Raw genomic sequence first — 25,851 nt, 5'->3', positions numbered from 1 at the left:
AAAATCGTGCGTAGGATCGCACCGCGCGGCTGATGATTGCATCTTTCCCGCGCTGCACTGATGGCCTCTCTGTCAGGTGGTCTGAGGTTCGCGCTTCGGGCCGAGCAAGAACACTGTCAGGGCGCCGAGGAACGAGGCAACGGCGCTGTAGGCAAGGGAACTGGCGACGCCGGCATTGTCCATCAGCAGTCCGCCGAAAATCGCGCCCGCTGCGATGGCCACCTGGAACGTTGCGGCCATCAGCCCACCGGCGCTTTCGGCCTGCTCGGGAGCGGCGTGCAGCACCATCCATGTCTGCAGTCCCACCGGCACCGCGCCGAAGGCAAAGCCCCATACGGTAACCGCAATCGCCGTGGCCCAAGCCGATGCTCCCAGCGTCAGCAGCGAGACAGTGGCCATCGCTATGAGCAGGGGCGGCAGGGCCGCGGCTGCCTTGAGGCTGTGCTCGGCCAGGAATCCGCCGGCCAAATTGCCGAAGAAGCCGCCGATGCCAAAGACGAGCAACACGAGCGAGATCGTCTCGATATCAAGCGCGGGAAACTTCTCAAGGAAGGCGCGGATATAGGTGAAGCCGGCGAAGTGCCCGGAAGCGACCAGCAGGACGACCAACATCGCGACTTTGATCATCGGATTCTTGGCCACATCCAGCAGACTGCGGAAGCTGGCCACTCCAATCGGAGGCAGCCTCGGAATGGTTATGAGTTGCACTACCAGCGTAACGGCGCCGACGACCGCAGCGATCATGAAGGCGGTTCGCCATCCCCAGATATCGCCGACATAGGCGCCGATTGGAGCCGCGCAAACGGTAGCGCAGGTAACGCCGGTGAGGATGATCGACATGGCGCGCCGCAGGAGGTGACTTGGAACGAGCCGCATCGCCAGCGCTGCCGAAATCGACCAGAACCCTCCGAGTGCTATGCCGAGCACGACGCGGGCGGCCAGGAGAACCGGCAGCGACCCCGCGACGGCCGATAGAACGTTCGACAGGATCAGCAGCAGCGTCATCGCCCATATGACGATCCTGCGGTCCAGGGGCCTTGTGATGACGGCCATCGTCGGCGCCGAGATCGCCCCCACGATGGCGGTCGTTGTCAGCGCCTGTCCAACTGCACCCTCGGTGATAGAGAGATCATGCGCGAGCGGCGTCAGCACGCTGGCAGGCAGAAACTCTGCCGTCACAAGCCCAAAGGTCCCTAAGGCAAGCGAAATGACTGCACCCCATGCGGGACCAGACCGTTGATCTGGCTGTTTTGGGTCATGCAGAACTCCGTCCATGAAGCCCGTAGCGGATTCGGTCATCAACAGGGTCTCCAGTTTGGATGTGCTGCAAACTCGGGTTGCTGCGTTGACCCGCATTAACGCCAGAAGCGCCATTCCCTGCGGCATTGCACGGACGAGGGGATGTTCATCGCTTCGCGATATTTTGTGACGGTGCGGCGCGCAAATCGATGGCCCTTTCCTTGGGCCGGACGACGATGTCGTCGTCGGAAAGCACGTCATCTTGCGATTCGTCGGCGATTGTCGCCTTGATCCGATGGCGGACAGCTTCGGGGGGGACCGCGCGTCGCCACCTTGGGAGGACGCGCTCGCGACGGTGAAAAAATACCTCAGTTCGAACACTTCGCGCGGGGTCAGCATGTATTTGTTCGACGTCACCTGGCTTACCGTCGCCTGATGCACGTTGATCGCGTCGGCGACAGTCCTGAGACCGAGAGGCCGCAATTGGTCGAGCCGTGTTCCAAAAGGCATCCTCCTGGCGGCGGAGGCGGGTAAGCGACAATTGGGGCGAGCGCCACGGCTCCGTCAGTCTCGAACCAGCCATTGCAAATCAGATACCGGAGCAGGGACGTCTGGAGGGGACGTTCGGCGCAAATGTGCACGGTCTCCTTGGGCGCTTGTATGGAACTTCGCGTTTTTGCCATGGTTCTGTTCATAGCTTTCTACGTGCTTTGATGGGCTCTAACGGATAACAGCAAGCGCTATGCCATTTCATTTGGGGGCACCGAATCGGACTATCTTTTGCCGAAGCCCTGTCGGCTTGAGCAGGGCGCCGTGCCTTGACCGAGACCGCGCGCGCCGCACAATCGCTTGGTCACCCGGACCGAGCAAAGGTGCTGTACTGTGGAGTAGTCAGAACTTCCGCACCGGCTAGGGAAGACGAAAACCGTTCCCGACGGGCCGAGCCGATGCATTGCCGCACGCTGGCGGGCACTGCATCGACCGCGTAGGGCTTTGTCTCTAGCGTGTAATTGCGTGCGCAGGCTGGGAACTTTCGAAGACGCGGCCGTCGCGCCTCTACCATCGCGCTGTTGCTGCTCCCTCTGTCTAGGAAGGCCTTTGACACCTTCGAGCTCTTCAGCACGGCGCGCGCCGGTCTCCACGGGGTGAGGATCGAGTTCGGCTGGGCGTCACGGTGTTTGCATGATTGAGATACCTTGATTTGCTCCCTCGTGCGCGCCTATCCGAAAACATTGTTGTGTTCCGAAGGCGGACAAGAATGTCGCAAGCGCGACCACAACATCGCGACGGCCGGTCTGCCGGTACGGGGGCAATTGCAACCCGTGGCCTTCTTCGGAAATCGGGGGAGCAACACCCTTTCCTCGTCACTTCGGACGCGGGCTCAGCTGTGCCCGCCGCGCCGCTAGGAACGACCTAACCTTAGCGGATGGCGGCTGGCCGATCACCCGGGCATGTCCGCGTCGATCAAAGGAAAGCGTCTGGTCTCAGCCAGGCGGACCTCGCGAAGGCAATCGGTATCAATGTGGTCGAATTCCTCGATCACGCCTAGACGATCGGTTTCGCTCCACGGGAACCTGCTGATGCGGATTTCGACCAAGGCCCAGTCGCTGTTTACCCTCGAATGAGTCCGCCATGCCGAGGCGGCTCGTCGATAGCCGAGGGTTGGCGCCTCTCCGGGGCGCGTTGGCTGCACGTTCCGTCCCTTGGACCCCGCCTCCGGCAACAACATCCGGCCGCCAAAGCTCGCCCTTGTCAGTGCTCGATTACCACGCCGAGATGCCTGCTGGAGCTTCCGGTGCACGGGCACATTTATCGATCCGGCACGGTGTTGAGCGTGCGGAACCCGCCGCACGCGTTCCGATCGTTTGTTGTGCTCACCCGATCACGCGACCTGTCCCCACACGTCTTGAGGGCCATTCCCCTGCGGCTGGCTCATTGACCTATGGGCGGTTCCAGCCCGCCCGAAACCCTCGCCACCAGCTTTTTTCCCCGCCGCATGACGCGGCTTCCTCGCGCCGCTTCGCTTCAAAAAAGCTGCCCGCTCGGGTCCTTCGCTGCCGCTGCGGCCCTGCCGGGTTCGGGCGGTCCGGACGCGCCCATCACGGTCCGCCATCGCAGGGGAATGGTCCCCGGCGACAGCAGAAGGAGACAGGAAAATGACCGCGATCGGTTACGTCAACAAGCAGGAAAACGGCAGCTACAAAGGCCAGCTCAGGACACTCAGCGTCCGCGCCGACATCGACATCGTGCCCAATCGGAGCAAGTCCGCCGACAACCATCCCGACTTCCGGGTGCTGACGCAGGGCGTGGAGGTCGGCGCCGGCTGGATCCGAACCGGGGAGACTTCCGGCAACGACTATGTGAGCTTGTCCATCGCCGCACCGGAGTTCGGTCCGCGTAAGCTCTACGCCAATCTCGGCCGCGCCGCCGGCCAAGACGATCAAGACACCTACGCCGTCATCTGGAACCCGGCCGACTGACCGGCCGGCTCAAGCCCTCGCGCCGCAACTCGGCGCGGGGGTTTCCCGCCGACGCTCGCCCGAAGGGGCGGCGAAAACTCCCACCCGACTCTTCGCCCGTCCCCACGACGACCTCGTTCGCCGATCCTCGCGGTCGCTTGTCCGAAGCGAAACGAGGGACCATCATGGACGACGAAAACGACCGCGCGGCCCGCGCCAAGAAGGGCAGTCCGTTTCTGAACACCGCGCAGGCTGCCTTCTATATCGGCCTGTCCCAGCGCACCCTGGAAAAGATGCGGCTGACCGGCGGCGGCCCGAAATACCGCAAGCACGGCCGCTATGTCCGCTACCACATCGACGAACTCGACGACTGGTCGAAAGGCCGCCCGCCAGAACCCGGCTCCGACGATGACAAGGGCGGGTCCGTCTCAGCCGACCAGGGAGCCCGCTCATGAGCCAGCGGCCTTCCATCCATCTGATCGGCAGCCGTTTGCGGCGCGTTCGGGCGCGCAAGGCAATCGCCATCGCCGCGATTGGCCTGAGCCTGACAGGCTTCACGGCGCTCCCAAAGCCGTCTCCCTTGCTGGTCTGGAACGCCTCGGCTAGCGCGCCGGTCGGTCTCTATCGCGTTGGGTCTGGCACGCCTGCGCGCGGCGATCTTGTGCTCGCCCGCCCGCCTGGCTTCGTTGCCTATCTCGCCGACCAACGCGGTTATCTGCCTCGCAATATACCGCTGGTGAAGCGTCTCGCCGCGCTGCCGGACGAGCATGTCTGCGCCTTTAGTAATGCCATCATCATAGGCGGCGAGATCGTCGCCCGTCGGCTCAAAATCGACACGCAAGGCCGTCCGCTGCCCTGGTGGAACGGCTGCCGAGCGCTCGCCCATGACGAGGTTTTCCTGCTCGGCAACGAAAAAAATCACTCCTTCGACAGTCGCTATTTCGGGCCGGTGCCGGCCGAAAACATCATCGGGAGGCTGGTGCCGCTATGGACCGAGTGACCCTCCTGATGCTCGGCATGATCGCCGTCGCGCCATGCGCCTGTTCCGCCTCGACCGGCGCTGAGCCAGCCGTCATCTCCCAAAGTCCGCAGCTGCAACGATGGCAGCACTTCGTATCGGAAGCAAGCGCACGCTTCCATATTCCCCAGGCCTGGATTTGCGCCGTCATCGATGCCGAAAGCCGCGGCAAGACCGTCCTCGATGGCCGTCCCATCACCTCCCGCGCCGGCGCCATGGGCCTTATGCAGGTGATGCCCGGCACCTATCAGGAGATGCGCGTCGAGCACGGTCTGGGAGCCGACCCGCACGATCCGCGCGACAACATCTTGGCCGGAACCGCCTATCTCAGCGCCATGTATAAGCGTTTCGGATTCCCCGGCCTGTTTGCCGCCTACAACGCTGGACCCGAGCGCTATGAAGGCCATTTGAAGCTTCGAAGGCCGCTGCCGAAAGAGACCGTTGCCTATCTGAAACAGCTTGAGGCGACGGGGATTTCGGCGGCCGACATGAACGAATTCAAAGGCCAATCCACAACTTCAAAGGGGCGGAACGCTCCCTCCGGACGCTCTTTGTTCTTCCTTCGCGGCGGTGTTCGCGCCGGTGAAACGAATGGCGGCCTTTTCGTGCCGCTCGGCAGGGATCGCCCGCGGCCAAAGAAGCACAATGGCTAGCGATGTTGAGGGCATCCGGGAGGGGCCAGGGACGCTTAAGGCGAGGGGCGCGTAAGGCAAGATAAAGGCACCGCCTCCATGAGGCGGCGAAGTCTTTGTCTGCACATCGTTTCTCCCGGAGGCTACTTGCGGCACCAGGAGGCTAGGGCGCGGAGTCTCATATTTTGCCTGAAGTTGCCAGGAGGCTGCCATGCGGGATGATGAATTCCGGCCGAAGCTCGGCAAAATCGGTTCGCGAGGTTCGAAGGCGGGCAAGCGCTATGCCGGCCAGATCCGGGCGGCGATCAACCGTGCCGGCGGCCGGTCGCAGCGCCGTGCTCGGTTCACCGGAAGCCGGGCGGGGCGTGGCGGGGCTGCGGCTGCGCTGCTCAAGTCACGCGATCGATATGCCGCTTTCCGGCAGCGACGGGTGATCGTTAAGGCAAGAATCGTCAAGCTCGCCGGCAAGGGCGCTGACGGAGCGCGTGCGCATCTTCGCTACATCCAACGCGACGGGGTCACCCGGGAGGGAGCGCCTGGCGAACTTTACGATGCCGACCAGAACCATGTCGACGGCAAGGACTTCCTTGATCGCGCCAATGGCGACCGGCATCAGTTCCGCTTCATCGTCGCACCCGAAGACGGCATCGAATATGATGACCTCAAGCCGCTGGCCCGGCGCCTCATGGCGCAGATGCAAGAGGACCTCGGCACCAGGCTCGACTGGGTCGCCGTCGATCATTTCAACACCGGCCATCCGCACAGTCACATTATTGTCCGCGGCAAGGATGATCGCGGCGAAAACCTCGTCATCGCGCGGGAGTATATTTCGAGCGGCATCCGCGAGCGGGCGGCCGAACTGGTAAGCCTCGACCTCGGTCCGCGCACCGACCGCGAGATCGAACAGCGCCTGCGCCAGGAAATGGAGCAGGAACGCTTCACCAGCATCGATCGGCAACTGCTGCGCATGCGCGATGATGAGGGACTTGTTTCGGCGGAGGGCCGCGACGCGTTTCGCCAGACGTTGCACCACGGACGCTTGCGCAAGCTCGAGCGCATGGGGCTCGCCGGAGAGACCGGCTCGGGCCGCTGGCGCCTGGATGATGAGCTTGAAGCGACGCTGCGCCGCATCGGCGAGCGCGGCGACATCATCAAGACAATGCATCGTGAGCTGACAGGCAAGCGGCTCGCCCGCAGTGCTGCTGACTGTGTGATTCACGATCGATCCGGGGAGCCGACCCAGCCTGTTGTTGGCCGCGTTGTCGCGCGCGGGTTGGGCGACGAAATCAACGACCGGCACTACCTCATCGTTGATGGCCTGGACGGCAGAAGCCACTACATCGACATCGGCAAAGGAGAGGTTATCGAGCCGACGCCCGACGGCTGCATGGTGCGTGTCACGCCGAGGAACACCGAGCCCAGGCACGTTGACCGCACGATCGCCGAGATCGCCGCTGCCCATAATGGTCGCTACAGCATCGATATTCATCTGAAGCACGACCCATCCGCCACCGAACGCTTTGCCGAAACGCATGCGCGGCGGCTGGAGGCGATCCGGCGTGCTACTGCAGGCGTGGAGCGCGAGCCGGACGGCACCTGGATCATCGCGCCGGATTATCTCGATCGCGTCTCCGGCTACGAGCACCAGCGAGCCAGGGCGAAGCCCGTGACAGTCGAGAAGCTCTCATCAATTGCTCTGGAACGCCAAGTCAGCTTCCAAGGCGCCACCTGGCTCGACCGGGAGCTGGGTGCGGAGAGACCGGAGGCGTTGCGCGACTCTGGGTTCGGGCGTGAGGTTCGCGAGGCGCAAGCCCATCGGCGGCAGTGGCTGATCGCCCAAGGCCTCGCGCATGAAAAGCAGGATCGGATCGTTTACCGAGCCAACGTGCTTTCGATCCTGCGCCAGCGTGAGCTGAACCGTGTTGCCGGTCAGCTGTCGGAGGAACTTGGGCTCGCGTATGCCGAAGCGCAGCCGGGAGAGCGAATAGAAGGCACGCTGCGGCGGTCCGTCGAGCTCGCCAGCGGCAAGTACGCCATCATCGAGAGGTCGCGCGAGTTCACATTGGTGCCATGGCGGCCGGTGCTCGAGCGGCATGTCGGCAAAGAGGTCTCCGGTGTCGTGCACGGAGAGGAGATTTCATGGACCATCGGCCGGCAGAAGAGTGGGCCGAGTGTTTCGTGACATGACTGCTCGAAATCTTCGTCCGGGCTGCGTGAAGGTGCCCTGTCGAGAACTTATTAGTTAGCCGACTATCTTATGAGGAGCGGAAGTCGATAAGAGTTAAACGACTGATAATGCAAGATTATCGTTCGTTTTGTCGCTCCGACAGGCTGTGCGTTTTGGCGCAAAAGTGTGGCGCAAAGCGCACGGGCGCTTTACGCTCCAAACCATGATTCGCCTCGATCCCGCGACCGCCAGCCCCGCCGCGCCGCCGACCGTGCCGGTCTGGGCGCTCGCCACCGGCGCCTCCAGCGACGCCGATCGGGCCGGCGCCGCCGTGAGCACGCTCGACACGCTCGCACGCGCGCAAGCCAGCTGGTCCGGCGCCTGGCGGCAGCGGCTGGCGCTTCGCTGTGCCGCCGCCAGCATGCGGCTCGCCGGCCGCTCAGAAGACGAGGCCGCCCTGCGCGACGCCTGGTACCTGCGCCCGGCCGGCGCCGATCACGGCCCCGCCGGCACCGTCTATAGCGCCTGGCGGCAGCTGGCCGTGCAGCCGCCCGCCACCGGCGCCGATCGGCTCGAAAGGATCGTCGAGCAGCTCGGGCTCCATTGCGACGGCGCGGCGCTCGCCGACCTTTGCACGGAGATCGAAAAACTGGCGGGGTTGCAGCGGCCGGCGCCCTTCGCCGCCGCGGCGATCGCCACTCACGTCGTCGCCATGCGACCGGATTGCGAGCTTTTCGCCTGGTGGCTGGCCGACCTGGTACTGGCGCAAAGCCTGCGCTGGCCGCGGCCGCTGCCGCTCCTGATGGCGCAAGCTTTTGGTCCAGCTTTTCGCCGCGAGCCCGGCGGCGAGCGCATCCGGCCCGGCGAAAAAAATTTTGAGCGCGCGGTCTGCGTCGCGCTGGTTCCAGTGGCAGCGGCGGCCTGCCGGCTGGCCGCCGATTTGTCGCGCCGCGCCGAAAGGCTCATCGCCATCGCACCAAAATTGCGCGCCAAGGGCGCCGGCGACGCGATCTTTTCGCTCCTCAATGAAGACGCCGTTTCGGGCTCGCTGACGACCAAAAACCTGTCGCGCTTTGCGGCGCGACGCCTGTTCGAGCGGCTGCAACAACTCGATGCCGTGCGCGAGCTTTCCGGCCGCACCACTTTTCGGCTGTTTGGGTTGTAGCGATGAGCGAAGCGTCTGCCCGCCGCAAGCCGACCGAACAGCCTGTGCTGCTCGACACAGAACTGGACCACCTGCCGCCGGAGCTGCGCTGGCGCGAATGGATGGTCCGCGTCGAAGCGGTAATCTTTGCCGCCAGCGAACCGGTGACACGTAGTGTCCTGGCGCAGGTGGTGGGAAGAAACTGCAATCTCGAGCTGATCATCGACGACCTCCGCGCCGAGCTTGCCGGCCGCCCCTATGAGCTGGTCGCGGTCGCCGGCGGCTGGCAACACCGGACCAAAAAAGCCTTTGCCGACGTCATCCGTTCCGCATTCGGCACGCCCGTGGGACTGGGGTCGAAAGAATTGTCACAATCCGAAGCGCTCGTCTTGACGTGCATTGCTTATTTCCAGCCGATCACGCGCGCGGAACTGTCGAGCTTTTTCGGCAAGGAGGTGTCGCGCGATCTGATCGGCGTGCTGCGCGCGCAGGACCTCATCGCGTCGGGGCCGCGCAGCCCGCAGCCGGGCGCGCCGTACACCTATGTGACGACCAAAAATTTCCTGTCGCAGTTCGGGCTCGACACGCTGCGCGAGCTGCCGGATTTCGAGGCGCTCGAGGACGCAGGGCTGCTGTCGAAGGAGAAACTGCTGGCCGGGGATATACCGACCGGTCTTGTCCGGGGGGAGGGCGACGGCGAAGAAGGCGAGCCAACGACTGGCGTCGTTGAGGATGAGGCGCTCTGAACTGATCGGAAATCGGGTTGCTTACGACGGCTAGCAACTCAGGGCCACGATGACTGATCGTTCGGCAGCCGGTGATCGGGATCATGGACCGCGACCTTGTCGCCTTCGACAAGGTTGGCTGAAAAGATCACCAGGTTGGTGCCGCCGGCGTGGCGCAGCGACGGAAACAGGGTACCGCGAAGCCCGGTCGTAATGACGAGGTCCGCAAGCTTCCACGATGAAGGTATCTTGCTGTCGATGCGAGCGATCTGGCGCCAGGCACAATCCCATTCCTTCCAGGCACTATCCCAAACATTCGGGTCGAACCCCCGAGAAAGATCGGCGATCTCGGAAAGCGTGATCTTGTAGGCGGCAAGGGTGGCGGGCGGGTGATGCTGGCACCCTGCTTGTATTCCTCCAACGCTGTCTGAGGCGCGCGGGACAGGTAAAGGGCTTCGACGCCGGGCCGATTGAAGCGCCCGCCATCGATCGCCGCGCCCCCACCACTGGTGGGCAGGAAAGCCCATTTGGGCGTCAGATAGCGATGGAAGATCTCGTCTGGACCGACTCGGGTGATCCTCACCCACGCGCCCCATTTTCGAGATCCCGGATAAAGGCCAGAACGGCCTCGACCTGGCCGTCCGCGACGAGTTCGGCAGCCGTGCGATAGCCATAGTCGGCAATCGGTTCATTGCGGTACCAAAAGATCGCCTTCTTGACGTCGCCGGTGAGTTCCGTTGCGGCCGAAATCACTTTCACCATCTCGCGCATGCGACCCTGCAGTCGCTCCGATGACGGGTTACGGAGCGTGTTGCGGTGGACGCCGGTCAACTGCGCCAGGTTGGCCACCTTCACGCCCAGCGCCTGCGACAGGCGCTTCGGCGAGATATAAGGCGTGCGCGGCTCCTGCAGGCTGTCGACAAAACCTGAGACCACTTTCGATTGGGCGAGCTGTGCGTGGGTCATGACAAATCTCCGACCTCTCTCTTACGCACAATATATGCACATTCTTAGGCATAGCAAGTGAACAGAGCCTGACGCCATTTCCAGCGCACTGCTTGTGCTTCCCATCCTCGTAGCGGATGCTAGCTAGCGGCAGCAATGCGCGTCATCTCGGCCATCGAAGTTAGCTCGGCCACCGCCGTAAGCGGACACAACCGGCGACCGCGCCGGAGACTGCGCCTCACGGCCATTCGGGTTTCCGCCACTGCCTACCAGAAGCGGCGCTGGAGCAGGTCGGATGCCGGGGCTGCTCTTTGTGGCATGCGATGTGATAGGCTGCTGCCTGAGGCTGATAGCAAGAGGTAGCCCGCGAACCGGACCTAGAGAGCAATTTCGCTTAGTGCTAATGTGGGCAGTTCAAATTCTTAGGTCAGATATAGGTAGCCGGGGGACTAATAATGTTCGGGATGTTCAAGAAGAAATTGCCGATTGACCGAAGCCTTTTGTTTGCCGCTGTCCTAGACGCGACCGCCGACAGGGTGGAGGGGTACTATCGCGATGGTGTCGCAGGGACGGCACCCGTCCAAAACTATCGAAAAACAGAAATTGTCATCTTCTCTATTATCCTCGTTAAGGCAGCGATAAGTTGTTTCTCGGGCGTGCAAAAAACCGCAGATGAAGATGCCGAGAATTTCATGATCACAGGAACGAAGTATATAGCTCCAAACGTCAGAGCCGATGAGCTCACCATCATGCGCATGATCTTGGGGCGCGAAGATGAATATTACCCCGTTATCGAAGCTGAAATGGTAAACAGACAATCTGGATCTTATAGCGTCCCACAGATAGGTGCCATGCTCGATAAGCACGCACTCAACATCGAAGCAGACGAAGACGTAGATTTCGTTGACGCATCAGTTCGATCAACCGCGCTTTACGCATCGTTCCTGGGTGCAATCGAGACTGTAAAGTCCATCTATGCCGGAACGATTCAATAAGGCCCAAATGCGTAACGAATTGGAGCTGGTGTTGGGTACAATCTCAACCAGAGGCTCACCGCAGAGTCGCCCGGGGTCCCATCCCCCTCCCACTGACGATGCTCCAGAAGGCCGGGCAGACCGGAAGCAATAAAGTCGACGTCGCGAAGATTCCTCGGCGTAGCACCTGGATCGGGGAAGCATTTCATACGGATCGTGGCCTTCAATGCCCGATAGAATGTGGGGAAAAGCAAATTCTCCGCAGTCGCTCGCAAGCTTCGGCTTCGGCGAGTTCCTCGTCCGTGGAGCACGTTCAACGAATGCTGCACCCACTTGCGACACCAAGAACGCGAAGGATTCCATGTGGCCATGTACTTCTTGGTCAAGGCGGGATCAGAGATTTACCTCGACGCCGGTGGCTGCCAGTTTTGACCATTTTTGGCAGCTCGACCGCTTCTGGTGTTCGACCCGCCACACGCTGAGAAATATCCCAACCAAAACGGCGCTGGAGCATAGCCAAGGCTTTACCCAGTCCGGCACTCCTGGCTCTCCCGGAGCCTCATCGCTTTGCTCGACGCCAACCTGCAGCCCGAGCTTCGGCCTCAGAGCAAAACCAGCGCTCGCCCTTTCCAGTCGATATGACTGTCTCGGCATAATGTTCTTGGCCAGGCAGGTGGTAGATGTGGTCACCAGAGTTCACGCTGATGTTGCCCTTGATGTTGCAGCCTGAGCCGAGAAGCCCGAAGCCAGGCGATTGCTCGCTGACAGTCTCGACCTTGTCGGCATTGACCGCACGCCAATCCCAAGGTTGATCGAACCTTCCCTGCCAAAGGCCGCGGTGAGCCGCTTTGGCAGTGCCTTGCTCGGCGGCGAATGTCCCATTCGAATAGCGCGGCCAGTCGAGGGCCAGACCCTGTTCGACAAGCCAGCGCTGAACGCTGCGACCGTCTGCGCGATCGCAATTCCCTACAAGCCGGCCATACCGATCGCGGCCAACAAAGCTGCAACGCAGCGGTCGCGAAGCTGCCAGGAACTCATCCAAGGCTTGGGCAGCGCGACGCCCGCAGGCGTATTCGAAGCCCTTGGCGTCGTCGCAATACTGCCGGCTCTCCGGTGCATCGATGCCGTTGAAGCGGATGCGCTGACCAGCAATCTCGACCGTATCGCCGTCGATCACCGACGCGCGGCCTTCCATTGAGCCAGGCAATGTTTTTGTCCAATTTGTTATGGTGCTCTGAAAGTCAGCGATGAGGCCAGAGGTGCTCTGTTGCCCGGCGGTGCTCTGGATAGCGAATTGGGTGACTACTGCGGCAAGCGTACCAACGCCCAGAAAGAGGAGGCCCACGAGCGTTCGCGGCAATCGACGTGACAGCATTCTCCTCCCGGCGTGCTTTCGCCACCGGTCAGCTTGATTGGCACCTCGATCGCGCTGGACTTTGCCCAAACCCTTCTCCCGCAGAAGAGAATGCGTCCGTTGCAGACGAGAGTCTAGCGCGGGAACATTAGCGCTTTCTAACGGTTCTATCTTGGTGGAATTTCTGAATCCATCATGGGTAGAGCGATGGCCGTCTTGGCGTTTGATTTCGTCTATTTTTCCGGACTGACCGGGGACGATCTGTTAGGCGGGGTCGTGTCGCTGGCGGCGTGCTTCCTGCTTTTCAACGTTATGGCGAAGGATCGGTCAAACCCTTAGGTGCGCGAATAGACCTTCTTCATACCGCTGGTTTGGTCTGCGCACCTGTTACCAAACTGCAGCTACATCTCATTGGATCCAATTACGCCGGCCTCACCTTCCGAGAGATTGGTTAGCGACGGCGCTCCAGAGGTAAAGACCACACCGGCTGCTTCCAATGCTTGTCGGATGCGCGTGAGGCTGCCCGGCCCCGGCATTCTGTGGCCGTTCTCAATCTCGCGGATCGTGTCTTCGCTCAGGTTGGACTTGGCGCCTAGCCGCACGCACGACCAGTTTACAAAGGCGCGCATGACAATGACAAAGTCGCTTTCTGCCATAGACGTTCAAAGCCGAAGATTCTCATCGCTCGACATCAACCTTAGCCTACGACGACAAGTCGCTATGACAGCTGCCTCGTCCGTGGTCCTTGCCTTCAAGACGCTCGCGATGACCTTTTTGGGTAGGCACAGGCCAAATTTCAGGGACGCTTCGAGATCGTCAGGCAGCTTTGGACTAACTGACGCCGGATAATTTTTCGGAATGCTTTCGCAACCTGTTCCAAGTCGCCAGTCCGAAGGGAAATCGAGAGATCGTTGAAGCCGATGACGACAGACCTTGTTCGGCAAGGCCAGCGGCGATTGAGGCTGTCGCGGCGCCCCCGGCAAACGCCCAGATGGTTGTACGACCTTCGCCATCGGACACCACCGGTAGCGAATATCCGCTCGAGCATTTCCGGGTCCTTGCGCGCTTCTTCGGACAGGCGGCAACCTTTTCCGGGACCAGTGGGTCTGGATGCTTGTCGTTGGCGAATATCAGGATGTCGTTCCCTGCCCGAACGGCTCGCAGCACCGAGTCCTCGAAGCTGATGTTGTCGGTGATGGCCTGCATCTGCATGTCGTCGCTGATGACCACGCCCTTGAAGGGCATGTTGTCCCGCAGCAGCCCCGTCAACGTCGCGCGGGAAAGCGAGGAGGGGATTTCGGTCGAAAACGAGAGCTTGTCATTTATCACGTGCGCGGACATGACCATGTCGACATCCCCCGACGCGATCAGGTTCTTGTAGGGGAGAAGTTCCTTATCGCTCCATGTCTTGGAAACGTCAGCCATGCCCTTGTGGCTGTCCTTGGTGCTGGAACCGTGTCCTGGGAAGTGTTTCAGGGCCGTTAGCACTCCCTTCGCCCGATGCGCTTCGACGAAAACTTTCGCGTATGCCTCGACCGTCTGCGGATCGGCGGAAAAGCTCCTGCCAAGCTTGCCGATGATGGGGTTCGCCGGGTTGACGTTGACATCGACGACCGGAGCCAGGTTGAGGTTGAACCCCACATCGGACAGGCCTGCGGCCAAGCGTGCTGACGAAACGGTTGATGTGGCTGGTCGCGAGAAAGCCTGCCTTCTCGAGCAGGATGTCGGACCTTTCGCATTTGGGGCTGGAAAGCAAATTCTAGAGGATTACGGTCGCGCCGGGCCGAATTTGCCGAGCGCAACAGGGGCATTGCCAACGGCAAAAGAAAAATGGGGCAATGGGAAAGATCGCGATCTGTCATGAGGTTTCTGGCTAGCCGTCTAACTCGCCTTCCTCCTCGCCAGTCATGACGTCAAGTCAGCGAACTTCGCTGACTTGTATCGGTCAAGTGCCGCTTGAAACAGAATAGCAGCGACACGGGAAACATGTTTGCGCATCTTTTTCACTGCGGATACCGAGAGCTCCTACTTAGAGCCGCCGGCTCGTCTCTGGCAGCTCTCGTCGTTCTGGTTGGCATTCAACCGATCGGCGCGCAGACCACAGCAGTGTTCTTCGACTATCCCGGGACCTCACTGAACGGGATTGTCAGCGCACAGGTCATTGCACCCTTGCAGGCATGTCGATCCCTTTGCACCTCGCGTTCGGGCTGCGTCGGTTTTGATCACTCGTCCGCCGACAACAGTTGTCGGCTTTTGGCAGGGCTCAGCTCCGCCGGCGAAAGCCGGGCGTCGACGGCAGCTACGCGGAATCTGATCATTGGGTATCGTCCTCCCTCAAACCCGCCCGCAACGCCTTCCGCCGCCCAGCCGAAACCCCCAGTTTCACGCGCGGCGCCGCCGAACATCAGCGGCCGCAAGGTGAGTTATCGATCGATTCCCGGCGACCCCAGGCCGATAGGCTGGGTGTATATCAATGTCTGCAGCGGAGCCCCGGTGGATGCGGACTCACTTCGCAATTCCATCAACGGATTTGTTTTTGAGTCATTGCGGCTCATTCCGGGCAGGATTGAACAGTTTGACAGGAGTACCACACCGCAATGTGCGCTCGTACCCAAGGTCGTCGGGTATGCCTCGCCGGGCGCCGAGGAGTGGAGAATCGGAGCGGCGCTAGAGGAGATGCGTCCGCTCCTTCGTCCTGCCGGAGTGGGAACACGGGCGGACGGTCTATTGCCCGTGCAAGGTTCCGACCGATACCGCATCGACATATGGCTTAGCCACGAGTGAATTTCCCGGCTACTCTATCGGATCGGGCGGAGCAGCTAGGCGTTGATATGCGAGCGTAGGTCTCCACACCTAGAAGCCAGATCAAAGGCTGCTATTTTTTGCGAGGGGCTTGTCAGGAATCACCATGCTTGGGGGATGTCACATCCAGGCTTGGGTTCGACGCCGTTCGCAATGACTAGCGTGGGAGATGAACGCACCGTCATTAAGGCGCTCTCTTGCCTGACTATTTGAAAGCTGCGTTCGACTCTGAACGTAAGTTCGTTTGCGCTCGACCGAATTCACGCCCATGATCCTTCCCGGACGTTGGGAAGGTCCTCCTTCAGACATGTCGAAGGCCGACCTCAAGATGACTTCGATAGGGTGGAGTGCATCGTCCCAACTTGGCGAGTCTGTTAGTTTCAAACTCACGCTAGAATCCTTGGAGGCATCTGCTCCTCGACCGACACGATAGTGCCGTGGTACGAATTGCGTCGCCACGCCTCAGCTAAAATCGCCATATGAAAGTTGGAGCAAAACGTGCCTAACGCATTCCCTGACCTCGTCGTTGTCGTGCCAGGACTTATAGGATCCGTTTTATCCAAGGATGGTAAGCCGATCTGGGGCGTTTCGGCCGGCGCGTTGTGGCGGGTCATCGCAGGAACTGCATTGGAGCAATTGGAGCTCAAGGGCGCGGACGACGAACGCGACGATCTCGATGACGGGGTCACGGCAACGGGGCTTTTGGAGAACATTCAGATCGTGCCGGGGCTCTGGAAGCAAGGCGGCTACTCCATTTTGGCGGAGAAACTCGTCAGCGGGCTACGTCTTACCCAAAACGAAAATTACCGAGAATTCCCGTACGATTGGCGGCGTAGCAACAGGGTGTCCGCGAGGAAGCTCGCGCGCGTCGTCCCGGAATGGTTGAAGGTATGGCGGGAGAAGAGCGGCAATCCTGACGCGAAGGTGGTCTTCATCGCCCACTCGATGGGCGGCTTGGTAGCGCGCTATTACATCGAGTGTTTAGAGGGATGGAAAACCACGCGGACACTGCTGAGTTTCGGGACGCCGTATCGCGGTTCCGGCAACGCGGTCGGATTCCTTTGCAACGGCTTCGCATGGGACGTTGGCCCCCTCAAGGCATTTGACGGTACGAAGGCCATCCGATCGTTCGACTCCGTGTACCAGCTGCTCCCGGTCTACCCGTTTGTGGACAACGGAGGCCAAAGCCTCGGCAGGTTGTCAGAAGTGACTTTGCCGAACCTCGACCGAGGACGCGCTTCCGCCGCCGCCGCGTTCCACGAGGAAATTCGTTTGGCGCAGCAGCAGAATGCCGAGACTGACGCCTACTCGTCATCGGGGCCGAAAGTCCGTCCGGTCGTCGGCATCGAGCAGCCGACGTTCCAATCGGCGAAGTTCGACGGGACCGTGGTTACGCTGTTGCAATCTCACGAGGGCAAGGACTTGAAAGGCGATGCGACGGTCCCGCGAGCATCGGCAATTCCATTGGAGGTCCCCCAGCAAAATGCCTCCTATGTCGCGACCACACATTCGGCATTGCAGAGTGACGAGGGCGCGATCGGTAACTTGCGGGGCATCCTCACCGAAGTGGATGTCGACTTGGACAAATATCGAGAAGTTGGCGTCGGCACGATCGGCCTCTCAGTCCAAGACGCGTATGTGTCCAACTCATCCGTTGAAATCAACGCAATCCCATCGGACTTTGTTCAGTCGATCTCGGCGACGATCTCGCGCGTTGACGCGCAAGCACCCGATGCAACGGCGGTTCTTCGGCCACATGGCGCGCGCTACGTGGCCCACGCGCGTCTCGCGGCTGGCCTCTACTGCGTTAAGATGGCACTCGATGGGTTCCACCCCGTGAGTGACGTATTTCTGGTGGCGGACGAATGATCAAGAGGCGGAATTGATTCCCGGTCGAATTAGATGGTCGTGGTCGTTTGAACGAGGCCATGACCCTGTCTTTGTTTGGCTTGCGGCGCCTGATTCGAGCGGGAGATGGCCCGAATGGGTAGAGGCCGAGCGAAAATTGCTTCAGCTTTCGAATCTAATCTTCAGTATCGAAATCCGTGTATCGACATCCGGATTGTCCGTTACTGGAACTGTTGTCAGTGAAAGCGGCAAGCGGGCGATTGAGCAGATCTTGCAAGACTTTCGGCCCGGTCGCCCCATCGACTCCCACCTTATAGTGACGGCCCCTTTCCGCTCCGCGGAGGATCCGGACATCGGTGATCCCCGCTTCGGCTCTCACCGGCTCGACGCGAAATTAGATAAGACTGACGGCCCGGCGAAGGCCTCGCTGGTCACTGTAAACCGCTTTCCGGTGATCAGATCGGCAGAAAAACTGTTGGAAGGAAAGAGGTTCAAATTCGAGGTGGACCTGTCGCTACAACCGGACGCCGGCACCTCCGGGGATGAGGTGAGCCTTTCGGATGTCGCCTCTGATTGGACAACGCTCACGATCGATGTTGAGGTTTTCTCAACCGGACTCTCCTTCGATCCAGGAACAAATAGGAAGCAGATCGCCATCACGAGGGGCGCAGGTTCCGTCCCTGCCACGTTCGATGCAGCGGTGACCATCGCGAGTCTAGATGGCGGCACTCCGATGGAGGTGGTCGCGATGTTCAACTATCGCGGCCGGTTCAGCGGGATCGCGCGAAAATCGTTCGAAGTGTCATCCGCTGACCCCGAGCCCGCGCATGCTACGGGACAGTCTGCACTTGATCCGCCGTTCGGGACAATAGCCTTCGTCCCCTCCGCTGAGGCGCCTGACTTAACGATCAAGATCTTGGAAGGCGGCGACCCCGGGGTTTATATTTGGAGTCTCGATGCACCCCGCGGCCAAGGGCTTGGACCATCCTCATGGTCGGCTTCCGTCAACCTGGGTCAGTCCACAGGTGTCTTCGCGCTCGGCTTGATGAAGGATTGTCCTAAGCTTCGTCCGGGAGCGCACACCAGCGTACTTCAAGGCATCGGCGAAAGTATCTGGGCCGTTAGTCCCAAAGCATTTCAGGAACTCTATCGCGATCTTCGAAAGAAATTCGGGCCGAGTTTCCCAATACAACTGGTTACGGATGAGCCTTACGTGCCGTGGGAGATGATGTTTCCTGACGATCAAGCGGGCATCGATCAGCCGGATCATCTTTTCATGACGCATCCGATGAGCCGTTGGTTCTTGCAGAGCGAGGGACGAATGCGCGACTCTTTCGCGGCAGGCTCGATAGCAAGCTTTGTTCCCACCTACGACGATGGGACCGAACTACCGGCCGCTCTCGCCGAAGGTGAGTGGCTTGTTTCACAGCTGGGCGCCACGGCGATGGAGGCAACCTATCAGTCGCTCACCGATTTCTGGGGTCCGAAGGCGCCCAGTGAAACCGTGACGGTGCTCCACTTCGCCGGCCACGGCGTTGCTGGAGATGGTGGCAATGCAAAGCTGAGGCTTTCCGACAAGAGTTGGTTGACTTGTCACGATATTAACAGCCGCGTGAAGCTTGGTCGATCGTTCGGTACGTTCATGGTCATCAACGCCTGTGAGGTCGCCACCTCCGACTATCAGCTCGGATTGGTTTCAGGCTGGGCCGCGCGCCTTGCAGAACGCGGGTTCGGGGGCGTACTGGCGCCCCTTTGGGCCGTGCAGGATGAAACCGCCTCGAACGTCGTTCGCGACTATCTCCAACTCTTCATCGACGGGAGTTCGATCGGAGACGCGATGTTGAAAGCTCGCGCCGGACACCGCGAGAAATCTTCAACGCCTTTTGCTTATGTTTGCCATGGCGACGTTATGGCGAAGGTCACGACAAAACCAACCGCTTGATCATGTTGGAATGGTGGCAACAGCACGTTCGACGAGGACGCCGGCCGGTATCTTATTGGAGATCTCGGCCACGAGGTCACCGCTTTGCTCCGGTGTTCTTACCGATACCACAAGCGAGAAGCGGACGGAGCGCTCGTAATTCTCCAAGTTAGACATGTCGCCCCACCATCCCCGCACCGGTGCGACGGAGATGCCGTCGCGATCGGCTAGCCTATAGGCTGGGCCTTGCCATATATCTTGAACGATCGTTCCGCGTTGCGACAATCCGGAAAGCAGCCATCCTTCGTCGCTGCCGGCGCTGATGCTACCATCCTCCGGCACAAGGAGATTGTATCGATGTTGCGCTTGTGCGTCGCTCTCCCCGAAACGCTTCACGTCGAACTTCAGTCGGTGTGACGGATAGCGCTCGACGACCCGATCGCGCGATGCCGCGTGGGGATCGGGCTCGATGAAATAAGACAGCGTGCTACGCATCTCGACCTGGGTATTGGACAGCGAGCGGAGTGTCTCCCGAGGCCACGGCAACTTGAAGTACTTCATTTGCCTCAAGCGAATGCCCGCCGGACGGCCGTCCTTCATTGCGCGCTCGTATGGAAGAAGCTCGTCTTCCGCAATGAGTGTCAAAGCGTTCGAGGCCGTGAAGAATAGGCGTTCTTGGTTAGGTACACCCCAACCGAAGCGATCAAGAATGATGCGCCATGCCTCGCCGGATGGCATGCCGGCAGTTATCAACCTCCGAGCTTGCGCCCGCATCGCGGGTGTCCATTCGGCCGAATGAACCATGAGCGCCCTGATCGTCTCCATGCGGTAGTCTGGGTACCGCGCGAGTAACCGCGTTGCCAGTCCTGCCGCCAACGCTGTCGCCGTACTCGTCTCCCCGGATAACGCGAGCGGCCGCTCCGGGGCGTCTCGCGACGTGGTCATCACGAAATGACTTGCCGATGGCTGGGCATACAGCCCGAGTGCGTCCATTTCGAGGTTGCCACCTTCCATGACGATGTCCGGTTTCGCGGCGTGCGGTTTCGCCCAACTCGTTGCCGTTCTCGACGTTGGCATTAAGTCACCGATAGGAGCCAACAGGTAGGTGACCTCCTGGTCGTCCCCCTTCAGACTCACGGCGCCGACCGATAGGGCGTTTAGCGCTTGTGCCGGGGATTGGATTCCGAAGCGTGCGTTGCGGTCCTCGTAGTCGGCGACTTGGTAGGGTTCAGTCGGCGTGCGCGGCGCATTGCCGACTGCCGCGCAAAAAAGCCTCGTCTCCGAGCCGTCTCCATATGCCAGCTGGTCGAGAACGGCTGAGGTGCTGGTCGGCCTGCCATCTTCAGCCTCGCCTTCAGCGGTCTGCGCCAAACAAAAAATGCGAAGGGCTCTATCCTTCTCCACCAGGTCGACGGCCCTCTTGATAGCGTCCCTGGCCGGAACGTCCCCGGGCGATTGCGGCGCGGCCACCACCACTGACTCCAGCTCCGTGCTAAGGATAATCGGTGCGGAAGAGGAACCGATTGCCGCAAGGTCACCGAACTGGGCAAGCCCGGCCATCTTCGTTCCATGCCCTTTCTGGTCCGCGGTCCCCCAATTCGGATCCACCGTGTAACAACGGGCGGATGGCAGTGAGCGCGAAAGCAATGGATGCGCACGGTTCACGCCCGTATCTAGGATTGTCGTGCGCGGGGAATTCGGGAGCGGGCCAGAGATACGGGCCGCGATCTGATCAATCACCCTCGCCCGCTGCTCGGGAATCATGTCGAAAAAATCCGAGACGAAGCTGGACGCGCTTCGAAGCTCGACCACTGCCGCGCTGGATTGGACGATCCGCTGAAGCTCCTCAGGGCTGGCGACCACATTACGGACGACAGTCTCAACGAACTCGGTCGGTCTGCCAACGCTGAGTATACCGAAACGCTCCACTGCCCGTGCAAAGGAGTCCTGGAAGCCTTTCCTGGTCCAAACCTCCCACTTCGTCTTGCCGACGGACCTGGGGAACCGTTCCACGGCATCCGTCCACAAATCCCTTAGAGTGGTCGGGCGAATGGCCGCGCTTGTCTCGAATAGCCAAAAATTCCGCGGCCGCCTTTCCTCACCCTCTACGTCGCCATCGTCCTCGTTGTATGCGACGGGTTCCTTGGCGTCCTGAAAGGTGTCCTCCCACTCCGCGTACCGATCGAGATTCTTCCTCAGCGAAGCCAGCATGTTCCGCGTGACGAAAAGCGTTGCTTGATCCGCATTGTCGTTTCCATCAGGCCGAACGGCGGATTGAGCTCTGCGAATATTCAGAAGTTTCAACCCGCGCGTGTTCGACCTCGCGGCACCGACATCCAAGGACACATTGGGTCTTGCCGTGACGGTAACCGGCATGCCCCTGCTCGCAAGTGGAACCTTCTCGATCGCCTGTTCGGCAAGGTAGGCGTCCATCTGCGAAACAGTCGTATCAAGCTGTTCGCGAAGAGTCGCCGCGTGCTCGAACCTATCGGCTATTGGTTCGGGCCGCTTCTTGGACCCGCCGCCCGGCGCGCGAAATCTTTCGGATGCCTTACCAAGGCCACGAAGGTGTATGTGCCGATAGAATTGAACATCTGCCATTGCTACAGGATCCGCCCCAGCGGAGCGACTCGATTCGGACGCTCACTCGCGGTGAATACTAATCCTATCTTGAAGCGACCGATATAAAACTTCGGAAGTCAGTACGCCGCTGTTATCCAACACGGCGTCGCGTGCGGCGTCCTCTGCAGCTGCAACTAGGTCTGCTTGGCTAAGACCACTGGTCAATCCGTCGATCGACGCCCAATCAAACGCGTCGACCTTGAAATTTAGCAGGTGGTTCCGCAGCACCTGTCTTGCTTCCTCAGCCGTGGGCCTCGCGTAGACGAAGGCCGAATGAAAACGACGAAATATCGCCGGATCGAGCAGCGCCCTGTGGTTTGTTGCGGCTATGATCACGCTTCTTGACTGGTCCTCCTCTAGGAATTGAAGGAACGAATTGAGCATCCGCCGTGCCTCGCCGATATCGTTGTCTGCGCCACGTCGCGAGGCAAGCGCGTCGACCTCGTCGAAGAAATAGACACCGCGAACGTTATGCATCGCGTCAAAAACTAGTCGAAGCTTTGCGGCGGTCTCACCCATGAACTTGGTTATCACACCATCCAACAAAATGGTGAAAAGCGGCAAACCTAGTTCGCCGGCTATGGCCGAGGCTGTCATGCTCTTTCCTGTCCCCGGAGGGCCGGAGAATAGGAACTTCCGCCTGGGCTCCAAACCGCGCTCCTCTAGGGCCGCACTTTCGCGATGCTCTCGAATTAGTCGAACTATCCGGCGTCTCAGATCCTGGCCGAGAACCAGATCTGCCAAGTGAATTTCAGGATATGTTGCCCGAACGAGACCCGCTAGCTCCCCTCGCGGCAATCCTATCGGAATCGGACGGTTCGGTCGTTTGTCGGCGGCGGCCTTCCGAATGGCCTCGACGATCTCCTTGATCTCGTCTGCGACCTTCGTCTTTCCGGAGCGAACGGCGTCCGCCGCGATGTGCTCGGCGATCGACAGGAATTGCTCGCTGTCGCCTGCGACATGGCTTCGGATCATCGCGATGACCTGTCTCGAATTAGTCATGCATCTCCTCCTGTCTTCTCGCTGTGGACGATTCAAAAATGGTCTTAAAGGCACTTTCGAGTTCAGGCACAATGTCAAAGAATTTTTGCAATATAAGCAATGCATCGCTTGTAACGCGGGGCGGGTTGCTCTTCTTGCGAGTTGGCCGCGATCGCCACTCAGGCTCGGGAATTCCGCGCTCCAACAGAGTTTTCACTCTGGCCGCAAGATCCTCTGAAAAGCCCCCGCAGCGAATGGATCTCGTCAATGTCGACGTGCTCACCCCAGCAAGTTCGGCTATACGTGCATAGCTCGCACCGGCCTGCCTGCGGGCGTTTTGCAGCGAGTCAATTAATGCACTGTTGTTTTGTCTCTTAGGTCGGCCGCGCATTTTGCATTTATTGCATAAAATAGCATGCCGTTCAAGGCGGTATTATGACCGCCAACCGATTCCGCCGGAGAGCAGCGCATACTCCGATCGTCAAGCGGCTCGCGAGCGCCCTAGTCGTAACCGAGACCACGCCAGGTCCGAGCTTTCATGCGATCCAAATACCGCATCGGAAAGTCGTCACCCGGATCAGTTACTTCAAATGTAAGTGGCAAACTGGCTGGAAAGACTTGGTTCAGGATCCCGGCTACGCCACAGCGACGGGGACGACAGTAGCCACGATGGGCTTATATGAATTGGCGATGCAGCATTACATCGCCGGGGTCTGCTCGCGCTATGGCCAGCATCGGAAGTGGATTGCAGACAACAGGCGTTTTCTGGAGGTGAGGCCGAATGGGAGAAACAGCCGGCCGACCGGCAATTCAGCGAGGACAACCCGGTCTTTAAGGAATATTGGCGGCTGCAAAATTTGGTCTTGAACAAGCCAGACATCTGGATCGGGGAGCCAACGAAACCTGTGTTGTCGCCTGGCAACGAGCAGGCGGTCGGGGGAGTTCCTGTTCACCTACCTAAACACGGAGGATTTTGAGAAGCTCAACAAATACCTGCTTGGCCGCCTCTTCGACCGAACCGTGGCGGGCGGGGGAGCAAAAGTGCTCACCGGACGCGAGCTTATTGAACGGATGAAGGGCTATGAGTTTCTGGATCAATTGCTGCCCGAGAAGCGCGCCGCTCTCAACAACATCCTCGATCGGTTCCTCGTGTTGAACCCATCACTGACCGACCTTCAGATCAACGTCGTATTCGCGATGGAGCCCAAGGGCGATGAAATCATCCGTGCTGGTCGTCGGGTGTTGCCGGACATAGAGCGCTTATAGGAGACCCTCAAAACATATCTTGCGCAGCAGGAAATACCGTTGCCGGTGCTGCAGATCGACGTCGGGACACCTTAGGATTAAGGCCCAGCCAAAGTGGACGCTGTTGCGGCGAAGCCCGGCAAGTGCGAACCGAACTTTCAAATCGATAGACTACTTGGCCTCGAGTTCTATGAAACGGAAGTTGCTTCGCAAGTGCCTCAACGCTAATGTTCGCTTTTAAGTACGGGCGGGGGCGCAGTGGGGTTTAGATACAGAAAGTCATTGAGACTTATTCCCGGCGTTCGCCTGAACGTCACCAGGAAGGGGCTCAGCAGTGCCTCCTTTGGCAAGCCCGGCTCCACATTGAACATGGGCCGTGGCGGCATTCAGAGCACGGTCGGTCTTCCCGGTTCGGGCATGTCCTATTCTTCCAAGCGCAGCGGCAAATCAGCTCTTTTTCTGGGTTTATTGATCGCAGCACTCGTGGCCCTGATCTACCACGCTGCCAGGGGGAGCCGCGCGGCCCAAGTCTCCTTGCTTGTTGTCGGCGTCGTCGGTGTGGGGGCGGCCTTGATGGCCCAGAATTCCGACACAAAATCTGGGGCGCCAAGCCCGACATTGACACCCCGAACCGACCGCCAGGAACCAGGGCAGACCCAACCGCTGCCGCCGGCAAGCCGCGACATCAGCCGTTCGAATCCGCCGCCATATGTGGAAGCAGCCAAAGGGCCGGTTCAGCAGGACGCTCCGGTTGCCGATAGCTGGCCCACCTCCGCTGGTGATCAGAAAACGCCAAGCGCGTCATCGGGGGCCGATCTGGGCTCCTCGGTAGCGGTCGAGCAGTCGCCAGGCCAGCAATTCCCAACGGCAGTCGTGACCAGGACCGCGAATATCCGTTCGGATCCTTCCATGGCCGGCGCCGTGATGAGGCAAGTGCCGGCCGGCACCGCTCTGACGGTGGTCGAAATCAACGGTCGCTGGGCACGGGTCAGCAAGGACGAAGTCACATTGGGGTGGATTAGCCGGTCGCTCCTGGCGGCGCAGCCTTCCTACCAATAACACACTGGACTCCTGCCGCCAGGCTTGCTGTAGGCGCTCCGGCCCCCGCATAAACGCCCGTTGCGCATCAGGTCGTATGGGCAATCGCATCTGCCGACCACGGCGTCTCTGACAGGATCGCCCGAGGCATGCTCCAAAACGCTGCCGTCATCTGATGCAGCCGCTGGCGCGACCGGTGTGGTCGAAGTCAGCTCGACCGGCTTCGCCTCACTGAGGTAGTTGCCATGGATCCATCCGATCCGTGCGGAGACCGTCACATTGTACCAGTCTCCTTGTTGACCGTTGGTCTGGACCAAGTCGCCTAGCGGAAGCGTGGTGATGATACGCGCCTCGGTGTCGGGCGCGACCCTGACACGGACTTTCTTGATGGTGTACGCCCAGCGAACCACCGTGGCGGGGTTGGGCCGCTGAGCAGGCACCGCGTCGGGCATTGCATAGGCAATCGAACTGTTGCTCGGCTGTACCTGAGGCGACGCGATGTTGGTTTCCGCGGGGACCGCGGGCGGGGCGGCGGGTGGCGATCGGGCGTCGATGCTCGACATGGCCCATCCGATAGCGCAGAAAACCGCGATGCCCCAGCCGATCCGTTGTTGGCTGACCATTTCACCCTCCCTGCACAATACAAAACAGAGCAGTCCACGAAAGTCGAATCGACTTTTGGGTGGCTAAATCTCAAGTCAATTGACAGCAGAAACCGAGCATCTGTAGATAGGGAA

The 25,851-nt window shown here is 60.3% G+C and carries 22 protein-coding genes and 2 pseudogenes; 13 read left to right on the top strand and 11 right to left on the bottom strand.

What is annotated here, in order from left to right:
- Positions 1–72: 72 nt before the first annotated feature.
- Both EB231_RS32115 and EB231_RS32110 read right to left on the bottom strand, forming a co-directional pair.
- A complete protein-coding gene (locus EB231_RS32115) occupies positions 73–1,299 on the bottom strand; it encodes an MFS transporter (protein ID WP_069091172.1) in 1,227 nt (408 codons plus the stop codon).
- Positions 1,300–1,355: 56 nt separating this feature from the next.
- Positions 1,356–1,759: pseudogene (locus EB231_RS32110) on the bottom strand (RNA polymerase factor sigma-54); the annotation flags it as partial.
- Positions 1,760–3,395: 1,636 nt separating this feature from the next.
- Here EB231_RS32110 and EB231_RS32105 point away from each other — a divergent pair.
- The 7 genes from EB231_RS32105 (at position 3,396) to scpB (ending at position 9,405) form a co-directional block, all read left to right on the top strand.
- Entirely contained in the window at positions 3,396–3,719 is a 324-nt protein-coding gene (locus EB231_RS32105) for a DUF736 domain-containing protein (RefSeq protein WP_006328923.1), read from the top strand.
- A 164-nt stretch (positions 3,720–3,883) separates the two neighbouring features.
- On the top strand, positions 3,884–4,153 hold the full coding sequence (locus tag EB231_RS32100; protein WP_172352350.1) for a helix-turn-helix transcriptional regulator: 270 nt from the start codon (positions 3,884–3,886) through the stop codon (positions 4,151–4,153).
- Positions 4,150–4,698 carry a S26 family signal peptidase gene (locus EB231_RS32095; protein ID WP_006328934.1) on the top strand — a complete coding sequence of 183 codons (549 nt, stop codon included), beginning with the start codon at positions 4,150–4,152 and terminating at the stop codon, positions 4,696–4,698. The genes EB231_RS32100 and EB231_RS32095 overlap by 4 nt, the downstream gene beginning before the upstream one ends.
- A complete protein-coding gene (locus EB231_RS32090; RefSeq protein ID WP_097577016.1) occupies positions 4,686–5,369 on the top strand; it encodes a lytic transglycosylase domain-containing protein in 684 nt (227 codons plus the stop codon). The genes EB231_RS32095 and EB231_RS32090 overlap by 13 nt, the downstream gene beginning before the upstream one ends.
- Before the next feature lie 190 nt (positions 5,370–5,559).
- Positions 5,560–7,530 (top strand): relaxase/mobilization nuclease RlxS, encoded by a 1,971-nt coding sequence (rlxS, locus tag EB231_RS32085; RefSeq protein WP_172352349.1) that lies wholly within the window; start codon positions 5,560–5,562, stop codon positions 7,528–7,530.
- Positions 7,531–7,738: 208 nt separating this feature from the next.
- Positions 7,739–8,680 (top strand): DUF1403 family protein, encoded by a 942-nt coding sequence (locus EB231_RS32080; RefSeq protein WP_172352348.1) that lies wholly within the window; start codon positions 7,739–7,741, stop codon positions 8,678–8,680.
- A 2-nt stretch (positions 8,681–8,682) separates the two neighbouring features.
- Positions 8,683–9,405: an SMC-Scp complex subunit ScpB gene (scpB, locus tag EB231_RS32075; protein WP_172352347.1), complete on the top strand. Its 723-nt coding sequence runs from the start codon at positions 8,683–8,685 to the stop codon at positions 9,403–9,405.
- Positions 9,406–9,443: 38 nt separating this feature from the next.
- Here the strand turns inward: scpB and EB231_RS35640 are convergent, their stop codons facing one another.
- The 3 genes and pseudogenes from EB231_RS35640 to EB231_RS32065 all read right to left on the bottom strand — a co-directional run bounded on the left by EB231_RS35640 (position 9,444) and on the right by EB231_RS32065 (position 10,350).
- Complete coding sequence (locus EB231_RS35640; protein WP_340163218.1) at positions 9,444–9,731, bottom strand: RES domain-containing protein; 288 nt, start codon at positions 9,729–9,731, stop codon at positions 9,444–9,446.
- Between the two features lie 116 nt (positions 9,732–9,847).
- Positions 9,848–9,967 (bottom strand): annotated as a pseudogene (locus tag EB231_RS35635) (RES family NAD+ phosphorylase); the annotation flags it as partial.
- Entirely contained in the window at positions 9,964–10,350 is a 387-nt protein-coding gene (locus tag EB231_RS32065) for a hypothetical protein (protein ID WP_172352346.1), read from the bottom strand. The pseudogene EB231_RS35635 and the gene EB231_RS32065, both read right to left, overlap by 4 nt.
- A gap of 434 nt (positions 10,351–10,784) precedes the next feature.
- On the opposite strand from EB231_RS32065, the gene EB231_RS32060 reads away from it, so the two are divergent.
- A complete protein-coding gene (locus EB231_RS32060; protein ID WP_172352345.1) occupies positions 10,785–11,324 on the top strand; it encodes a hypothetical protein in 540 nt (179 codons plus the stop codon).
- Between the two features lie 538 nt (positions 11,325–11,862).
- On the opposite strand, the gene EB231_RS32055 is transcribed toward EB231_RS32060, so the two are convergent.
- From EB231_RS32055 to EB231_RS32045, 3 genes are all read right to left on the bottom strand, one after another.
- The gene (locus EB231_RS32055) at positions 11,863–12,747 is read right to left on the bottom strand and encodes a thermonuclease family protein (protein WP_246740805.1); all 885 of its coding nucleotides are present in this window, start codon (positions 12,745–12,747) and stop codon (positions 11,863–11,865) included.
- 311 nt (positions 12,748–13,058) lie between these two features.
- Positions 13,059–13,313, bottom strand: a complete 255-nt coding sequence (locus EB231_RS32050; protein WP_172347047.1) for a helix-turn-helix domain-containing protein — start codon at positions 13,311–13,313, stop codon at positions 13,059–13,061.
- Positions 13,314–13,488: 175 nt separating this feature from the next.
- Positions 13,489–14,319, bottom strand: coding sequence for a glycoside hydrolase family 3 protein (locus EB231_RS32045; protein WP_172352344.1), 831 nt, complete (start codon positions 14,317–14,319; stop codon positions 13,489–13,491).
- Between the two features lie 324 nt (positions 14,320–14,643).
- Here EB231_RS32045 and EB231_RS35630 point away from each other — a divergent pair, with 324 nt between their 5' ends.
- From EB231_RS35630 to EB231_RS32035, 3 genes are all read left to right on the top strand, one after another.
- Positions 14,644–15,441, top strand: a complete 798-nt coding sequence (locus EB231_RS35630; RefSeq protein WP_340163217.1) for a PAN domain-containing protein — start codon at positions 14,644–14,646, stop codon at positions 15,439–15,441.
- 516 nt (positions 15,442–15,957) lie between these two features.
- Entirely contained in the window at positions 15,958–17,328 is a 1,371-nt protein-coding gene (locus EB231_RS32040) for an esterase/lipase family protein (protein WP_172352343.1), read from the top strand.
- 136 nt (positions 17,329–17,464) lie between these two features.
- A complete protein-coding gene (locus EB231_RS32035) occupies positions 17,465–19,249 on the top strand; it encodes a CHAT domain-containing protein (protein WP_172352342.1) in 1,785 nt (594 codons plus the stop codon).
- On the opposite strand, the gene EB231_RS32030 is transcribed toward EB231_RS32035, so the two are convergent.
- Both EB231_RS32030 and EB231_RS32025 read right to left on the bottom strand, forming a co-directional pair.
- Positions 19,250–21,661 (bottom strand): S8 family peptidase, encoded by a 2,412-nt coding sequence (locus tag EB231_RS32030; RefSeq protein WP_172352341.1) that lies wholly within the window; start codon positions 21,659–21,661, stop codon positions 19,250–19,252.
- A gap of 210 nt (positions 21,662–21,871) precedes the next feature.
- Positions 21,872–22,852 carry an AAA family ATPase gene (locus tag EB231_RS32025; protein ID WP_172352340.1) on the bottom strand — a complete coding sequence of 327 codons (981 nt, stop codon included), beginning with the start codon at positions 22,850–22,852 and terminating at the stop codon, positions 21,872–21,874.
- A gap of 1,020 nt (positions 22,853–23,872) precedes the next feature.
- Here EB231_RS32025 and EB231_RS32020 point away from each other — a divergent pair.
- On the top strand, positions 23,873–24,097 hold the full coding sequence (locus EB231_RS32020) for a hypothetical protein (protein ID WP_172352339.1): 225 nt from the start codon (positions 23,873–23,875) through the stop codon (positions 24,095–24,097).
- A 261-nt stretch (positions 24,098–24,358) separates the two neighbouring features.
- Positions 24,359–25,135 carry a DUF4236 domain-containing protein gene (locus EB231_RS32015; protein WP_206681877.1) on the top strand — a complete coding sequence of 259 codons (777 nt, stop codon included), beginning with the start codon at positions 24,359–24,361 and terminating at the stop codon, positions 25,133–25,135.
- On the opposite strand, the gene EB231_RS32010 is transcribed toward EB231_RS32015, so the two are convergent.
- The gene (locus tag EB231_RS32010) at positions 25,126–25,737 is read right to left on the bottom strand and encodes an SH3 domain-containing protein (protein ID WP_172352337.1); all 612 of its coding nucleotides are present in this window, start codon (positions 25,735–25,737) and stop codon (positions 25,126–25,128) included. The two genes, EB231_RS32015 and EB231_RS32010, sit on opposite strands and share 10 nt — an antisense overlap.
- Positions 25,738–25,851: the final 114 nt, after the last annotated feature.

The organism is Mesorhizobium sp. NZP2298 (assembly GCF_013170825.1).
Classification (GTDB): domain Bacteria; phylum Pseudomonadota; class Alphaproteobacteria; order Rhizobiales; family Rhizobiaceae; genus Mesorhizobium.
The sequence above is the reverse complement of the archived record's forward strand: the minus strand, read 5'-3'. Positions and strand labels throughout refer to the sequence as shown.